15 protein-coding genes are annotated in these 15,036 nt (G+C 64.3%); 5 read left to right on the top strand and 10 right to left on the bottom strand.

The annotated features are described in order from the left end of the window. Positions 1-2,094 carry a transketolase C-terminal domain-containing protein gene (locus TMPK1_RS02680; RefSeq protein ID WP_420241267.1) on the bottom strand — a complete coding sequence of 698 codons (2,094 nt, stop codon included), beginning with the start codon at positions 2,092-2,094 and terminating at the stop codon, positions 1-3. Between the two features lie 130 nt (positions 2,095-2,224). Between TMPK1_RS02680 and TMPK1_RS02675 the strand changes: the two genes are divergently transcribed. Together TMPK1_RS02675 and TMPK1_RS02670 are read left to right on the top strand one after the other, a co-directional pair. Further along, on the top strand, positions 2,225-2,704 hold the full coding sequence (locus tag TMPK1_RS02675; protein WP_420241266.1) for an Lrp/AsnC family transcriptional regulator: 480 nt from the start codon (positions 2,225-2,227) through the stop codon (positions 2,702-2,704). Beyond that, a complete protein-coding gene (locus TMPK1_RS02670; protein WP_420241264.1) occupies positions 2,701-3,195 on the top strand; it encodes a cupin domain-containing protein in 495 nt (164 codons plus the stop codon). The genes TMPK1_RS02675 and TMPK1_RS02670 overlap by 4 nt, the downstream gene beginning before the upstream one ends. Here TMPK1_RS02670 and hisC read toward each other — a convergent pair whose 3' ends face one another. Then, positions 3,196-4,308 carry a histidinol-phosphate transaminase gene (gene hisC / locus TMPK1_RS02665; RefSeq protein ID WP_420241262.1) on the bottom strand — a complete coding sequence of 371 codons (1,113 nt, stop codon included), beginning with the start codon at positions 4,306-4,308 and terminating at the stop codon, positions 3,196-3,198. A gap of 248 nt (positions 4,309-4,556) precedes the next feature. Between hisC and TMPK1_RS02660 the strand changes: the two genes are divergently transcribed. After that, entirely contained in the window at positions 4,557-5,195 is a 639-nt protein-coding gene (locus TMPK1_RS02660; RefSeq protein ID WP_420241261.1) for a glyoxalase superfamily protein, read from the top strand. Between the two features lie 10 nt (positions 5,196-5,205). Here TMPK1_RS02660 and TMPK1_RS02655 read toward each other — a convergent pair whose 3' ends face one another. Together TMPK1_RS02655 and paaZ are read right to left on the bottom strand one after the other, a co-directional pair. Further along, complete coding sequence (locus TMPK1_RS02655; protein ID WP_420241258.1) at positions 5,206-5,694, bottom strand: VOC family protein; 489 nt, start codon at positions 5,692-5,694, stop codon at positions 5,206-5,208. A gap of 116 nt (positions 5,695-5,810) precedes the next feature. Further along, positions 5,811-8,261, bottom strand: a complete 2,451-nt coding sequence (gene paaZ / locus TMPK1_RS02650) for a phenylacetic acid degradation bifunctional protein PaaZ (RefSeq protein ID WP_420241257.1) — start codon at positions 8,259-8,261, stop codon at positions 5,811-5,813. 119 nt (positions 8,262-8,380) lie between these two features. Here paaZ and TMPK1_RS02645 point away from each other — a divergent pair, with 119 nt between their 5' ends. After that, complete coding sequence (locus TMPK1_RS02645) at positions 8,381-9,154, top strand: enoyl-CoA hydratase-related protein (protein WP_420241256.1); 774 nt, start codon at positions 8,381-8,383, stop codon at positions 9,152-9,154. A 1-nt stretch (position 9,155) separates the two neighbouring features. Further along, entirely contained in the window at positions 9,156-10,661 is a 1,506-nt protein-coding gene (locus tag TMPK1_RS02640; RefSeq protein ID WP_420241255.1) for a 3-hydroxyacyl-CoA dehydrogenase, read from the top strand. 6 nt (positions 10,662-10,667) lie between these two features. Here TMPK1_RS02640 and TMPK1_RS02635 read toward each other — a convergent pair whose 3' ends face one another. From TMPK1_RS02635 to paaI, 6 genes are all read right to left on the bottom strand, one after another. After that, positions 10,668-11,036 (bottom strand): hypothetical protein, encoded by a 369-nt coding sequence (locus TMPK1_RS02635; protein WP_420241254.1) that lies wholly within the window; start codon positions 11,034-11,036, stop codon positions 10,668-10,670. Between the two features lie 40 nt (positions 11,037-11,076). Further along, on the bottom strand, positions 11,077-11,682 hold the full coding sequence (locus tag TMPK1_RS02630) for a phenylacetic acid degradation protein PaaY (protein ID WP_420241253.1): 606 nt from the start codon (positions 11,680-11,682) through the stop codon (positions 11,077-11,079). Further along, complete coding sequence (locus tag TMPK1_RS02625; RefSeq protein WP_420241251.1) at positions 11,682-12,299, bottom strand: enoyl-CoA hydratase-related protein; 618 nt, start codon at positions 12,297-12,299, stop codon at positions 11,682-11,684. Before TMPK1_RS02625 ends, TMPK1_RS02630 begins: the two co-directional genes overlap by 1 nt. After that, the gene (paaX, locus tag TMPK1_RS02620; protein WP_420241250.1) at positions 12,296-13,258 is read right to left on the bottom strand and encodes a phenylacetic acid degradation operon negative regulatory protein PaaX; all 963 of its coding nucleotides are present in this window, start codon (positions 13,256-13,258) and stop codon (positions 12,296-12,298) included. The genes TMPK1_RS02625 and paaX overlap by 4 nt, the downstream gene beginning before the upstream one ends. A 131-nt stretch (positions 13,259-13,389) precedes the next feature. After that, positions 13,390-14,592, bottom strand: a complete 1,203-nt coding sequence (pcaF, locus tag TMPK1_RS02615) for a 3-oxoadipyl-CoA thiolase (RefSeq protein ID WP_420241249.1) — start codon at positions 14,590-14,592, stop codon at positions 13,390-13,392. Positions 14,593-14,600: 8 nt separating this feature from the next. Beyond that, entirely contained in the window at positions 14,601-15,035 is a 435-nt protein-coding gene (paaI, locus tag TMPK1_RS02610; RefSeq protein WP_420241248.1) for a hydroxyphenylacetyl-CoA thioesterase PaaI, read from the bottom strand. Position 15,036 lies beyond the last annotated feature (1 nt).

Below are 15,036 nucleotides of genomic sequence, written 5' to 3'. Positions count from 1 at the left end.
TCAGAAGCCGATCAACTGGTCGATCTTGGCGCGGATTCCGTCAACCGACGGCAACACATGTTCCAGCAGTACCGGATTGTGCGGACTTGGAATATCCGGCATCGCCAGGCGCGCGACCGGCGCGTCGAGATCGAGGAAACATTCGTCGGCGACGAAGGCCGCGATCTCGCCGCCGAATCCACCGGTTTTCAGATCTTCATGCACGATCAAGCAGCGATGCGTGCGCTGCACCGATTGGCGCACAGTTTCGCTGTCCCACGGCAACAAGGTGCGTAGATCGATAATCTCGACCGACTGGCCGCTGGCTTTGGCTGCGTCTTCGCAACGTTCGACCATCGCACCCCAGGTCACGATGGTGAGCTTGTCACCGCTTTGCGTGATCTTGGCCTTGCCGAACGGCAGCACATAGTCGTCGCCTGGATACGGACGCCGCGCCCAGGCCTGATCCAGCATGGCGCGATGTTCGAGGAACATCACCGGGTCGTTGCCGCGCAACGCGGTGCGCAATAGGCCGACCGCATCGGCCGCGTTCGACGGCGCCGCAACCAACCAGCCCGGCGCGTGCACGAACTGGACTTCGTTGGTCATCGAATGCCACGGGTCGCCGCATTTGAAGAAGCCGATCGGCATGCGCAGCACCATCGGCGCTGCGAACCGGTTGTTGGTGCGCCAGCGCATCGTGCCGCAATCGTTGATCTGTTCGACCGCCGGATCGGCATATTTGCGGAACTGGATCTCCGGCACCGGCATCAAGCCCGCCATCGCCATACCGACGGCGCGACCGACAATGCCCTCTTCCGACAGGCTGGTGTCGAACACGCGGCTCTCGCCGAATTTCTGCTGCAGCCCCAACGTCACGCCGTGCACGCCGCCTTTGGGGCCGACATCTTCGCCGAACACGACGACGCGCGGATTGAGGCTCAGCTCGTGATCCAGCACGCGACGGATCGCAGTGACCATGTTGATGCGCGGGCCGGTGGTTGCGGCTTCGCCGGTTGATGCAGGGGGACGATAGCCTTCGGCCCACTGCCCGCCCTGCGTCTGCATCTCGCCTTCGAAGAAGACGTTGCGCGTCACGGTTTCGGGATCGGCGACCGGACGGGCTTCGGCTTTGCTGCGCGCAGCTTCGACCGCGTCCTTGGCAGCTGCTTCGGCTGCATCCCAGTCGCTTTGCGACAGGTGGTTCGGCACCAGAAACTCTTTGAGCTTGGGCAGCGGATCGCGTGCCCATTCGGCTTTGACCGTCTCGTCCGACTTGTAGGCCTGCGTGTCCTGAAAGGAGTGGCCCTGCAGGCGCGGCACGGTCAGGCGCAGCAGAACCGGGCCGCTGCGGCCGCGCACATGCGCCAGCGCCTGTTCGATCAGCGACGCGGCTTCGACCGGCTCGGTCCCGTCGCCCGACAGAACGCGCAGCCCCTGGAAGTTTTTCAGGTTGCGCGCGATGTCGGCGCCCGGCGTCTGGAATTCGCCCGGCACCGAAATGCCGAAGCCGTTATCTTCGATGTAGAAAAGCTGTGGCAGCTGCAGCGTCGTCGCGATCGTCAGCGCCGACCAGAAACCGTTGGTCGCAACCGACGCGTCACCGCCCAGCACGACGCCGATCGCGCGCGCATAAGCGGGATCGTTCAACACAGTGCGGCGATATTCGACCGCCTGCGCCCAACCCGATGTCGGCGTGTATTGCGCACCGACGCCGCCGCACATCGGCAGCGCCGACGCGCCGCGCACGTTCGGATAGTTGAACACGACGCCGATATCGCGCCCGTCGGAATAACCGCCCGCGCGTCCCATCGCCGAACCCAGCGCGTCGTCGAGTTCGACCCCCAACGCCAACAGCAACGGACGCGAGCGGTAATAGCCGCACACGGCATCGTTCGGATCGGTGAGCTGCGATCCGAGAAGGATCTGCGCCATGTCATGGCCGCGCGCCGAGAACTGGTAGAGGACCTTTTTTTCCGGAACGAGCCTGGTCTCTTCCAACGCGTCGAGCCCGCGCGACACATGAATCAGCCGAACGACGTTGGCCCAGTCGGTTGCGGGCGACTTGCTGTTGTCGCCCAAGGTGGGGGCTTTGCGTTCGGCCAGCTTTTGCATCGGTCGGTCCCTGTCGGCTTGTTCTGACCGAGTTTGGACCGGGCTGGGGTCAATTTCTGTCCTTTTCCGGTCTCGACCTGGTCCAGGAGAGGCATAAGATGCCCCGATCGGCCAGAAACGGGAAATGACCATGTCTCAGGATGCGCGCGGGCTGGATTCCTTTGAAGTCCGCATTCTGCAGGAGTTGCAGCAGGATTCGCGCCTGACCGCGCAGGAACTGTCCGAGAAGGTCGGCCTCTCCGCCTCGCCTTGCTGGCGGCGGCTCAAGCGGTTGCAGGATGACGGCTTCATCCAGCGCTACACGGTGCTGCTCGATCCGCAAAAAGCCGGCGTGCCCGAATGCGTCTTCACGCATGTGACGCTGACCAAGCACGATCTCGCCGGCATCGAAGAATTCGAACGCGCCGTTTCCCGCCGCCCCGAAGTGCTGGAATGTTATTCGACGACCGGCGACGCCGATTATCTGCTGCGTGTTGTGGCGCGCGACGTACGCCAGTACGAACAGTTTCTGCGCGACGTGATTTTCACGCAGAAAGCAGTCAGCCAGGTGAAGTCGAACTTCGCGTTGCGCGCCGTCAAATACGAAACTGCTCTTCCGGTGCATGAATGACAAAACGCATCGATATCGCCGCCATCGCCCCGATCGTCGGCACCTTCTATCCGCCGCCATACGACCGGCAATGCCGTTCGCGCGAACTGCGGAAACTCAGCGACGAAGCCGGCTTGACGCAATTCGGCGTCAACATGCTGCGTCTTCCGCCAAACCAATGGTCGAGCCAACGCCACTGGCACACCAAGACGGACGAGTTCGTCTATGTCGTGTCGGGGGAAGTCGTGCTGGTCACCGACGACGGTGAAGAGGTTCTGCGCGCCGGCGATGCAGCCGGCTTCAAGGCAGGCGACGCCAACGGCCACTGCCTGCAAAACCGGTCGAGCCAAGATGCGATGCTGCTGCAAGTCGGCACGCGCATTCCGGACGACGGCGCGTTCTATCCGGATATCGACCTGGTCTATCCGCCGGAGGGAAAGCCCGCGATCTACGTACGTCGCGACGGTACGCCCTACACCGATCTCAAACGGCGCGGTCCGACCGACGACTGATCAGGCTGCTTTCTTGCGCAGCTGTTCGGCGAGCACGGTCAGCATCCAGTCATTGTCTTCGCGCGTGCCGATCGAGACGCGCAGGAACGAGCGCGTGCCGAACGGGATTGGGCGCACGATCACGCCTTCGGCCAGCATCGCTTCGCTGGTTGCAACCGCGTCGGCGACTTCGAAGAGATGGAAATTCGCCTGACTGTCGGTTGGGGTCAGGCCCAGCTCGCGTAGTTTCGGCAGTAGACGTGCGCGCTCGGCCACGGTCGCTGCGACGGTCTTGTGCAAATGCGCCTGATCGCTCCACGCCGCCAACGCAGCCGCCTGGCTCAACGTCGGTACGTTGAAGAACGGGCGCAGCCGGTCGATATAGGCGACGAAATCGGGCGACGAGGCGATGCCGTAGCCGACGCGCATCGACGCAAGCCCATAGGCTTTCGAAAAGGTGCGCAACGCCAGCCACGTGCCGCCCCAGGCACGCAGCATCGGCAGCGGATCGAACTGTTTGTCGGCGTCGATATATTCGCGATACGCCTCGTCGAGCAGCAGCACGACGTCTTTCGGCAGGGCCGCCAGAATGCGCGCAAAGTCGGCGCGCGAGAGCAGGTTGCCGGTCGGATTGTTGGGCGTGCACAGAACCAACACGCGCACGCCGTCCTGCACGGATGCGATCACCGCATCGACGTCGAGGCTGAAATCCGGTTTGCGCGTCACGTCGCGCACGATGGCGCCGATCGCTTTGGTGACGATCGCATAGGACGGAAAGGTCGGTGCCGATTGCACCACCACGTCGCCGGGATCGACCGTCGCGCGCAGCGCGTAGTCGAGGATCGCTTCCGATCCCGGCCCGAAGACGAGCGCAGTGGGATCGACATCGAGATCAGCCGACAGGCGCGCGCGCAAGTCGGTGCAGGCAGCGTCGGGATAGAATTCGACTTCGTGCAGCGCGTCGCGCACCGCGGCGGCAACGTTGGGGCTGGGTCCGAACGGATTTTCGTTGCTCGCCAATTTGGCGAAGCGCGTCCGGCGATAGCGCCTGCCCGCCTCGGCCAACGACATGCCGCCTTTGTACGGGATCACCGCATCGAGGGCAGAACGGAACGGCGAACGAGGCTTCGACACGGGATGGGCTCTCCAGCTTGGATCGCCCAAGTGTGGCCCGGCATCGGGGGGCAGATCCTGTCTAATTGCCCCGGTTTTCGCCGCCGCGGGACACGGATGTTGCGGAACAGCCGGTCCTGCGACGAGAAAATTCCCTCTCGACAGCAAGGCGCTGCTGCGGACCTAATCGGCATGCGCTCTACGGGATGCATCGGCACGTCGCCGAAAGGGCTTCGCCCACCCGCTGATCCAATCAGCCGGAGCCGCCCATGCCCACGATCGACACCTATCGAAAACAAGCCAAGTTGCTGCAGCGCTGGCATCGCGAACGGAATTTTTCCGTCGGCGGAAAAATCCGCCTGCTCGCGCGCTACGCCGATCTCACCGACGTCCAAGCCCTCGTCCTGCCATTGCCGCTCAGCTTGGCGCAGGAGATCGTCGCGGTCGAAGCCGGCTTTGAAAGCTGGGCCGACCTCAAACGTGCAGCGGACGACATGCCGGCTGAAATGACACAAACCGAACCACGACTGACGCGCGTCACGCCGATCCTGTTCGTCACCGACGTTACGGCGGCGGCGCACTACTATGAATCGAAACTCGGCTTCGAGATCGCGTTCCTGCACGGCAAGCCGCCATTTTACGGCGCCGTGGCACGCGATGGCGCCAGCCTGCATTTGCGCTTCGTCGCGCGGCCGAATTTTGCCGAATTGGCTGCGCGCGAAGGCTCGCTCATTCTGGCGACGATCGAAACCAACAACGTCAAAGCGCTGTTTGCGGAATACGAGGCGCGCGGTGTGGAATTTCCGCAGCGCCTCGTCCGCCAGGCATGGGGCGGCCTCGATTTCCACATACGCGACCCGGATGGAAACCGGATCTCGTTTGTGGAAATGCGTAGCGCCTCGGGCTAGCGCGCCCTGGCTATTTTCCGTCGTACGCCTTCTGCAGCGCCGCGAGGTCGAGCTTCACCATGGTCATCATCGCCTGCATCGCGCGCTTCGCCTTCGCGGGCTCGCCATGGCGCAGCATGTCCAGCATCTGTCTGGGCACGATCTGCCAGCTGATGCCGTAACGGTCCTGCAGCCAGCCGCACGCGACTTCTTTGCCGCCTGCCTTGAGCCCGTTCCACAAATGATCGACCTCGGCTTGGTCGTCGCACTCGACGGCCAAGGATAGTGCCTGGGTGTATTCGCCCTTCGATCCGCCATTGAGGGCCATGAAACTTTGGCCCGCCAAGGTGAAGTCGATCACCAGAACGGTTCCCTCTTTCCCGCTCGGCGTATCGATGGGGGATTTGATGACGCGATCGATCTTCGACTTGGGAAAGAGCGACGTGTAGAACCGCGCCGCCTCTTCACCCTCGTTGTTGAACCACAGGCACGGTGAGATTTTTGAACTGATCGTTGCCATGTCGTGTCTCCTTTCCCCCTAGGACGGAACCAACGCTGGGATCTCGACATGGGTCGAGAAAAAAAGCGCGACGTTGCCGACTGGCCGTGCTGCCCGCCGCTTTGTGGCGGGCGTATCTATCCCCCGTACTGCTGCACCAGCGCGTCCAGCCCCTTGCGCAGCACGACTTTGCGCACGCCCGCCAGCAGCCCCTCGCCCACGTCGGACGGCGCGTCGAACAGCGCCGACCAAAGGACTTTGCTGCCGTCGCCGGCTGCTTCGACGCGCAAGGTCGAGCGGTAGTTGCGCACCGGCAACGGCCCTTCGACGATCCGGTAGGTCATCGACCGGCCGGCATCGTCGAAGGCGGTGATTTCTTCGCGCGTCACGCCGGGCGCCTTTCCCATCTCCAGCGCGCGCACGCAGCCGGCGCCGAACGGACCTTCGCCTTCCAGCTTGCTGGTCGAGAAGGACGGATGCCACGACGCGATGTCGCCGAAGTCGCGCAGCATCTTCCACACCGTCGCCGGCGACGCCTTCAGCACCGCCTGTTCTTCGACCGCGTAGGTCGAACGCGGCCGCGCGTTCATCGTCAGCAGATCGTAGGACGCAACCAACTCGTCATGCTGGTTGGTGATCGCAACGTCCCATTTGACTTCGCCATAGTCGGCGTTGCGCTGGCTTTTGTCTTTGCAGGTCAGGCGCACCTGCATCGTGTCGCCGGGCGACACGGGTTTGAGGAACCGCAGATTGTCGAGCCCGTAATTCGCCAGCACCGGACCCGGCGCCGGATCGACGAACAGGCCGGCCGCAAACGACAACAGCAAGTAGCCGTGCGCGACACGGCCCGGGAAGAACGGGTTGGCTGCCGCCGCTTCTTCGTCCATATGCGCGTAGAACGTATCGCCGGTGAATTCGGCGAAATGTTCGATGTCGCCCAACGTCACGATGCGCGGCTTGGTGCGATAGGTTTCGCCGATTTTGAGCTCTTCAAAATCTTTGCGGAACGGATGCGTATCGAACAGAAGCTCGGGCGCGCCTTTGATCCAGCTTCCGGTGATCTGCGCGATGCGCTTGGGCGAGCCCTGCAACGCGGTGCGCTGCATGTAATGCATGACGCCGCGAATGCCGCCCAGCTCTTCACCGCCGCCGGCGCGGCCGGGACCGCCATGGACCAGACCCGGCAGTGGCGAACCGTGACCGGTCGATTCCTTGGCGCAATCGCGATCGACCAGAATGATGCGACCATGGAACGAGGTCGCGCCGTGGACCAATTCGCTGGCGACGTCGTCGCTATAGGTGAAGACCGACGCGACCAGACTTCCCTCGCCGCGCTTCACCAGCTGCAGCGCGTGATCGACGTCGCGATACGGCATCAAGGTCGCGACCGGACCGAACGGCTCTGACGCGTGGATTTCGATTGCGTCGTCCGGCTTTTCACACCGCAGCAGAACCGGCGACAGGAACGCGCCTAGCGCTGCATCGCCACCGCTCAACTGGACCTGATCGGGGTCGCCGAACGCGATCGTCGCTTCTTTGCGCAACGTCGCGATTTTGCTGCGCACGTCGGCAAGCTGGGCCCGGCTGCACAAGGCCCCCATCATTACGTCGTCGCGACGCGGATCGCCGACCACCACCTTGGAAAGCCTTGCAGCAAGCGCATTTTGGGCTGCATCGAGCAGATGTGCGGGCACGAAGGCGCGACGGATCGCGGTGCATTTTTGCCCCGCCTTGGTCGTCATCTCGCGCACGACTTCTTTCACGAACAAATCGAATTCGGGCGAGTCCGGTGTCACGTCCGGACCCAGCACCGACGAATTCAACGAGTCGCGTTCGGCGACGAACCGCACCGCCTGCTGCGTGATGGTCGGATGGTTGCGCAGCTTCGACGAAGTATCGATCGAGCCGGTGAAGGACACGACGTCCTGGCCGGTCAGATGATCGAGCAGATCGCCCGTGCTGCCGACGATCAGCTGAATGCTGCCGGGCGGCAGCAAACCCGATTCAACGATCTGCCGGAACATTGCCTCGGTCAGATACGAAGTTGCCGACGCCGGCTTCACGATCACCGGCACGCCGGCCAGAATCGTCGGCGCCAGCTTTTCCAACATGCCCCAGCAGGGGAAGTTGAACGCGTTGATATGAACCGCGACGCCCTGCAGGGGAGTCACGATGTGCCGGCCAATGAAGGTGCCGCCCTTCGACAGATTTTCGACCGGTCCGTCGAGCAGCCAGCGCTGGTTGGGAAGTTCGCGCCGTCCTTTTGAGGCGTAAGCGAACAAGGTGCCGATGCCGCCTTCGATATCGATCCAGCCGTCCTTGCGCGTCGCGCCCGTATCGTAATTGAGCTCGTACAGCGCTTCTTTGCGCTCGTTCAGATACAGCGCCAGCGCCTTCAAGCGCTCGGCGCGCTGGTGAAACGTCATCTTGCGCAGCGCCGGCCCGCCAACCGCGCGCGCATAGGCCGCCATGCCACCGAAATCGAGGCCGGCGCTCGAGCAGCTCGCGATCAGGCGTCCGTCCACGGCGCTGACCAGCTCGGCCATCGTCCCCGTCGGTTCGATCCAGCGGCTCTCCGCGTAGCTCATCAATTTCATTGCGATCCTCGGATTCTGATGGGACCAAGACGGGGTGGACGGGGCCGGCAACATAAGACAGTTTTGCCGGGAAGATCCACCTCTACTGTATCGCTTTGGAGTCCAGCAAGGTGCCCGAGAGTCTGATCCAAGAGCAGCCAGCGCCGCGCGTAACGTTGCTGCGCATCAACCGGCCCGACGCACGCAATGCGATCAATCTTGAGGTACGAACCGCGCTGGCAGCGCGGCTGGAGACGCTCGCCGCAGATCCACAGACCGGCGTCGTAATCATCACCGGCGACGAGAAGGCCTTTGCCGCCGGCGCCGACGTCAAACTTCTGGCTGAACGTTCGTCGAGCCAGGTTGCCGAACTTGCGCTCGAACGTTTGTGGGCGCCGGTCGAACGGTTCCCCAAACCAATGATCGCAGCGGTCGAAGGATTCGCATTGGGCGCCGGCTGCGAGCTGGCGATGCATGCGGACATGATCATCGCGTCAGAAAGCGCGAGTTTCGGTCTGCCCGAAGTAAAGCTGGGAATCATGCCGGGTGCCGGCGGCACGCAGCGTCTCGTGCGCGCGATCGGCAAATTCGCAGCGATGCGGTTGCTGCTGACCGGCGACCTGTTCAGCGGCACACGCGCCTTCGAGCTGGGTCTGGCGAGCGAAGTGGTTGCGGCCGGCACCGCGGTTGCGCGCGCCTTGGAACTGGCAACGCAGATTGCCGCCTTGCCACCGTTGGCGTTGCGCGCGATCAAGCAGGCGACGTTGCAAGGTCCGGAACAACCGCTCGATCAGGCGCTCGCGGTCGAACGGCGGTTGTTTCAATCCTTGTTCGATACAAGCGACCAGAAAGAAGGCATGAAAGCCTTCATCGAGAAACGCAAACCGATGTTTGAGGGCAAGTAGGATGAGCCTGCCGAAAACCATCGCCGTGATCGGCGCCGGCGTCATGGGCCGCGGCATCGCGCAGCTCGCCTGCTCCACCGGCGCGGTGGTGCGCCTGTACGACGTACGCCCCGACGCGATCGACGATGCGATCGCCTTCATCGGCAAGATGCTGCTGCGCCAGGCCGAGAAAGGCACGATCGCGCGGGCCGACGCCGACCGGCAGATTGCCAATCTGCACGCGGCTGCGACACTTACCGATCTTGCCGACGTCGATCTTGTCATCGAAGCAGCGCGCGAAGATCTCGCCACCAAGCAGCAGCTGTTCAAAGAACTCGAAACCATCGTTGGCAAGGACACGATCCTCGCCAGCAACACCTCGTCACTGTCGATCACGGCGCTGGCTGCTGCCTGCGCCGATCCGGCGCGCGTTGCGGGGCTGCATTTCTTCAACCCGGCGCCGTTGATGAAAGTCGTCGAAGTGATTCCGGCGGTGCAGACCGCAGAGGTCACCGTCGCGCGCCTCACCGACTTCGTGCACGCTTTCGGGCATCGCGCGGTGCGCGCCGAAGACAGTCCGGGTTTTCTAATCAATCACGCCGGGCGCGGTCTCGGCACCGAAGCGCTGCGCATCCTGCAAGAAGGGATCGCACCGGTCGAAGAGATCGACCGCGTCGTGCGCGACGTGATCGGTCTCAAAATGGGGCCGTTCGAATTGTTCGACCTCACCGGCATGGACGTCTCTAGCGCGGTGCTGACGCAGATCCATGCCGGCTTCGAACAGGATCCGCGCTTGCGCTCGTCGCATCTCGCGCGACGCCAGGTCGAAGCAGGACGGTTCGGCCGCAAATCGGGCCGCGGCTGGTACGAATATGACGGCGACAAGCGCATCGAGCCGAACGAGCCACCGTCGAACGCCGACTTGCGGCCGGTCTGGGTCGAACCGAATGCTGACGCGTCGTCGTGGTTGCGTACGCTGGTCGTCGCGGCCGGCGCGCCGTTGGATACGGGCGCAACGCCGGACGATGCATCGCTGTTGCTGGTTTCACCGCTGGGACAAGACGCGACCGTCACCGCAACTGCGTTGGGTCTTGATCCGACGCGCACGGTCGCGGTCGATAGCTGGCTCGGACGCGGCAAACGTCGCGGCGCCATGACGACCAGCGTCACGCGGCCCGCGTATCGCGAAGCGGCACGCGCGGTGCTGACCGCCGACGGATCGCGCGTGACGATCACGCATGACAGTCCGGGCTTCGTTGCGCCCCGCATTCTCGCCAACATTGTCAACACCGCGGCCGACATCGCGCAGCAGCGCATCGCGACGCCCGCCGACATCGACGATGCGGTACGGTTGGGACTTGGCTATCCGATGGGGCCGCTCAGCCTCGGCGACAAATACGGGCCGACACACATCGTTGCGGTGCTGGATGCGATGGCGGATTTCTACGGCGACCCGCGCTACCGCGTGTCGCCCTGGCTGCGCCGCCGCGCCATGCTGGGCGTGTCGTTGCTGACGCCGGAGAGCTGAGGGCGGTTAGTACCGCCCGCCGCCACCGCCGAAGTGGCGTTCCAATTCGTGGCGAACGTCGTCGGCAAAACGTTCGCGGGCCGGCGGCGGTGCGTTGTCGCTGAAGGCGAGCACGATGAAGGCGTAGCCCGGCGCGTCGCAGCGGATCGAGATCGTGTAGCCGAACTCGCCGCCAGCGACAGACACCGGACTCATCTTTTCGATCGGCAAGCGGCGCGCTTCCAAGGTGCGCCGCGCTGCGTGCATGCAGCCTTCGGGCGGTCCCGAATAACGGCTCCAGCGCGTGGTCACATACGGCCCCGCTGCAGCCGGCTGAACGCTGGCGGCGAGAAGCGAAGCGGCGGCGGGCAACAGCAAAAGGGCAGCGCGTTTCATGGCTGCGAGCCTGCCGCCCAGCCCGGTGCGACGCAAGAAATTACGACGTACGACTGCGGTATTCGCCGAGCGGTCGCACATCGCTGACATTCTGCGGACGGTCGGGTTCGATCGCGCGCAACGGCGCGCATTCGCGCAGACCGTCGAGGCAGCGCCGCGCAAGCTCCTGATATTCTTCGGTGCCCCTGCGCTTCCAGGCCATTTCCTGTTCGCTCAGTTCGCGCAGCACGCGGGCCGGAATGCCGGCGACCAGCACGCGCGGCGGCACCTGCTCTTTGCTTTTCACGAAGCTCATTGCAGCGACGAACGCGCCCTCGCCAATCACCGCATCGTCCATGATCACGGCCTGCATCCCGACCAGCGCGTCGCGCCCGACCGTGCAGCCGTGCAAGATCGCGCCATGGCCGATATGGCCGTTGGTTTCGACCAGCGCGATGCGTCCCGGAAAGGAATGCATCACGCAATTGTCTTGGAGGTTGGCGCCGTCCAGTAATTGCACGCGACCAAAGTCGCCGCGCATCGACGCGCCGGGGCCGACATAGCAATTGGCGCCGACGATCGCATCGCCGATCAACACCGCGGTCGGATGCACGAAGGCGGTCGGGTCGACCACCGGCGTCAAACCATTCAACGCATAGATCGGCATCAGTTCTCTCCGACTTGCAGCGCGCCCACTTGCAACGCCAGGGCATGCGCCTGGTCGAGCAGCGTCGCGTCGGGCACGGAGCGCCAGATCAGGCCAACACGTTCGGCTTCGGCGGCGGTGAAGGCTTCGCCCAGCATCGCCATTGCGCGCGACCGGGCCAGCCCGATCGTGCGCGACACGGTCCAGGTCGAGCCTGCATCGGGAATCAAACCGAGCTTGCTGCCGGGCAGACGAAAGCTTGCGGACTCCGCGGCAATTGCGATGTCGCACGCGAGCGCGATGCCGACACCTGCGCCCACCGCTGCACCGTTCACCGCCGCGATCGTCGGCATCGTCAAACCAGCAATCGCGCGCAGCATCGGGTTGTAACGCAGCGACAGCGACTCCCCGAGATCGGGCATCGGCGCGCCAGCGGGCACGCGCCGTTCACTGAGATCCTGGCCGGCGCAAAAGGCGCGACCGTTGCCCGTGATGATCACCGCCCGCGCATCTTTGACGCGGGCCAATGCAGCGGCGAATTCGGCGTGCAGCTCGACCGTGAAACTGTTCAACCGATCGGGCCGGTTGAGCGCGATGGTCATAACGTCGTCGCGCCGCGTTTCTTCGACCAGACTCATCGGCGTGCGCTTTTGCGCGGTGCCGGTAAACCGCCGAAGCGCGCGCGGTGCCGTGCCGATGCGCCGGGCAACGGGCCTTCAGCGGTTTCGACCGTATCGAGCAGATGTTTTTCGGCCGGTTGTTCGGCTGCGAGATAGAGATTGCGGCACAGTTGGCGCGCCGTGCTGCCGGGCCAGTTGGGCGGCAACAACTCCGGCGGCAGATCCGGATCTTTCAACAGCACGCGCCGGAATTCGTGGATCGCCAGGGTGCGCAACACGAAGGCGGCTTCGGGATCGCTTGCCGCATGTTCCTGCAACACGCGCAGCGCCGGACGAAAGCGATCGAGGAAGGATTGGTACATCACCGACAGCGCGTCGAGATCCCAGGTCGTCTGCACCAGCCGGCGCAGCTTGTCGGGATCTTCGCGCTCCAACCCCGGCAATTGATCGCGGGTTGCGCGCAGCACGAGAACCGCGCCGCCGTGCGCGTCGTCACGGATCGCTTCGGCCAGGCTGGCGCGATCGGGATTGGGATGCAGCAACAGGCTTTGCGAGATTGCAGCGAAGCCAAGCCAACCAAGATCGCGGCGAATACGATCGCGCTGCTCGGCCGTGTCGGCATCGATCATCACGATCGACCAGTTGCCGTCCCACGGCACGCTGCCGGCCGCGTAAATCCGTTGCGCCGCTTCTTCGAACCGATGGCTGCCCGTGTCGGTCAGACGATAGTAGCTGCGGCGGCCGACGGAATCGGCGACCAACCAATTGTCGCGCGTGAGCCGCAACACCGCGGTGCGCACCAGCCGTTCGTTGACGCCGAACGGATCGAGCAGCGACACCAGACTCCCCATCCAGATCGAGCCGCCATGCGGCAGGATCGCGTCGCCGAACACGGTGACGATCAGCGACTTGGCCCGCGGGCTTGTGTCGGCGATCAGCGTGCGCAGCACGCGGCGTAGAGGAGCGGATTTGGTCATGAAAGTCCCCTCTCCCCGAGGGAGAGGGAGGGACCCGCGTGCTTCAGCACGTGGGAGGGTGAGGGTTTGCTCATGCGCGGAACCCTCACCCTAACCCTCTCCCTCAGGGAGAGGGGACATGAAGTTCGCGCTCACACTCTCTCCAGCAACAGCGCCACGCCCTGCCCCACGCCGACGCACATCGTGCACAGCGCGTAGCGGCCGCGCTTCCGCTGCAGCTCGTTGGTGGCGGCGGTGACGAGACGCGCGCCGCTCATGCCCAACGGATGACCCAGCGCGATCGCGCCGCCATTGGGATTCACGTGCGGCGCATCGTCGGCCAGACCGAGTTCGCGCAGCACCGCCAAACCCTGGGCCGCGAAGGCTTCGTTGAGTTCGATCACATCGACGTCTTTGAGCGCGACGCCGGTGCGCTCGAGCAGCTTGCGCACCGCCGGCGCCGGCCCAACGCCCATCACACGCGGCGCAACGCCAGCAGCGGCAAAACCCAGCACGCGTGCGCGCGGCGTCAGACCGAACCGTTTGGCTGCATCGGCAGACGCGACCACCAAAGCGCAAGCACCGTCATTGACGCCCGACGCATTGCCCGCAGTGACGCTGCCGCCTTTGCGGAACGGCGTGCCCAACTTGGCCAAGGCTTCCAAGGTCGTGTCGCGCGGATGTTCGTCTTGCGCCACGACAACCGGTGCGCCTTTGCGCTGGGGAATTTCGACCGCAACGATTTCGCCGGTGAAGATTCCGTTCTTCTGCGCAGCCAGCGCGCGCTGCTGGCTGCGCAGCGCGAACGCGTCCTGGTCTTCGCGCGAGACGTTGAAATCGGCGGCGACGTTCTCGGCCGTCTCGGGCATCGAGTCGATGCCGTATTGTTCTTTCAGGATCGGATTGACGAAGCGCCAGCCGATCGTGGTGTCGAAGATCTCGGCGTTGCGGCTGAAAGCTGTCTCAGCTTTCGGCATCACAAACGGCGCACGGCTCATGCTTTCGACGCCGCCTGCGAGCATTAACGACGTGTCGCCCGAACGAATGGCGCGCGCTGCCATCGCAACTGCATCGAGCCCCGAACCGCACAGACGATTGACCGTCGTGCCCGGCACCGACTCTGGCAGGCCTGCGAGCAGCACCGCCATGCGCGCGACGTTGCGGTTGTCTTCGCCCGCCTGGTTGGCGCAGCCCAGCACGACGTCGTCGATCTGCGCCGGATCCAGGCCCGGCGAACGCGCCAGCACGGTGCGCACGACCAGCGCCGCCAGATCGTCGGGACGAACCGACGACAAGGCGCCGCCGTACCGGCCGATCGGCGTGCGGACTGCTTCGCAGATGAATGCGTCGGTCATCTCGTCTCTCACTCGTGTTCGGATAGGACTTGCCGGTGCAGCGCGTGCGACCGGCCGCGAAACAGCGCCACGCGGCGCCGCGACTCAGTTTCAATGATCTCGATATCGTAGAGGCCGGTGCGGCCGCCCAGCGCGCGTTCGATTGCGATGGCTTCGAGCTCTTCGCCGACTTTGGCCGGCGACAGGAATGAAATGTCAGCGCCCGCAGCCACAGTCGCGACGTTGCGCGAGTTGCACGCATGCGCGAACGCGGTGTCAGCGAGCGCGAAAATCATCCCGCCATGGCACATCGCATGTCCGTTGGCGTGGTCGGGCGTCACCAACATGCGCATGCGCGCATAGCCCGGACGCACCTCTTCCAACCGGATGCCGAGCAGCGACGCCGCCGCGTCGCCGCCGCCCATTTTGGCGCTGACACGTTCGGCGAGTTCCTGCGGATCCATG

Origin of the sequence: Roseiterribacter gracilis (assembly GCA_018332375.1) — a bacterium.
GTDB classification, from domain to species: domain Bacteria; phylum Pseudomonadota; class Alphaproteobacteria; order BOG-932; family Roseiterribacteraceae; genus Roseiterribacter; species Roseiterribacter gracilis.
This window is presented reverse-complemented; position numbering and strand designations above follow the sequence as displayed.

What these genes read in the sequence shown, in the direction of transcription:
- TMPK1_RS02680 (WP_420241267.1), bottom strand. Translation starts at nt 2,094, where the DNA reads ATGCAAAAGCTGGCCGAACGCAAAGCCCCCACCTTGGGCGACAACAGC.
- TMPK1_RS02675 (WP_420241266.1), top strand. Translation starts at nt 2,225, where the DNA reads ATGTCTCAGGATGCGCGCGGGCTGGATTCCTTTGAAGTCCGCATTCTG.
- TMPK1_RS02670 (WP_420241264.1), top strand. Translation starts at nt 2,701, where the DNA reads ATGACAAAACGCATCGATATCGCCGCCATCGCCCCGATCGTCGGCACC.
- TMPK1_RS02660 (WP_420241261.1), top strand. Translation starts at nt 4,557, where the DNA reads ATGCCCACGATCGACACCTATCGAAAACAAGCCAAGTTGCTGCAGCGC.
- TMPK1_RS02655 (WP_420241258.1), bottom strand. Translation starts at nt 5,694, where the DNA reads ATGGCAACGATCAGTTCAAAAATCTCACCGTGCCTGTGGTTCAACAAC.
- paaZ (WP_420241257.1), bottom strand. Translation starts at nt 8,261, where the DNA reads ATGAGCTACGCGGAGAGCCGCTGGATCGAACCGACGGGGACGATGGCC.
- TMPK1_RS02640 (WP_420241255.1), top strand. Translation starts at nt 9,156, where the DNA reads ATGAGCCTGCCGAAAACCATCGCCGTGATCGGCGCCGGCGTCATGGGC.
- TMPK1_RS02635 (WP_420241254.1), bottom strand. Translation starts at nt 11,036, where the DNA reads ATGAAACGCGCTGCCCTTTTGCTGTTGCCCGCCGCCGCTTCGCTTCTC.
- TMPK1_RS02630 (WP_420241253.1), bottom strand. Translation starts at nt 11,682, where the DNA reads ATGCCGATCTATGCGTTGAATGGTTTGACGCCGGTGGTCGACCCGACC.
- TMPK1_RS02625 (WP_420241251.1), bottom strand. Translation starts at nt 12,299, where the DNA reads ATGAGTCTGGTCGAAGAAACGCGGCGCGACGACGTTATGACCATCGCG.
- paaX (WP_420241250.1), bottom strand. Translation starts at nt 13,258, where the DNA reads ATGACCAAATCCGCTCCTCTACGCCGCGTGCTGCGCACGCTGATCGCC.
- pcaF (WP_420241249.1), bottom strand. Translation starts at nt 14,592, where the DNA reads ATGACCGACGCATTCATCTGCGAAGCAGTCCGCACGCCGATCGGCCGG.
- paaI (WP_420241248.1), bottom strand. Translation starts at nt 15,035, where the DNA reads ATGGATCCGCAGGAACTCGCCGAACGTGTCAGCGCCAAAATGGGCGGC.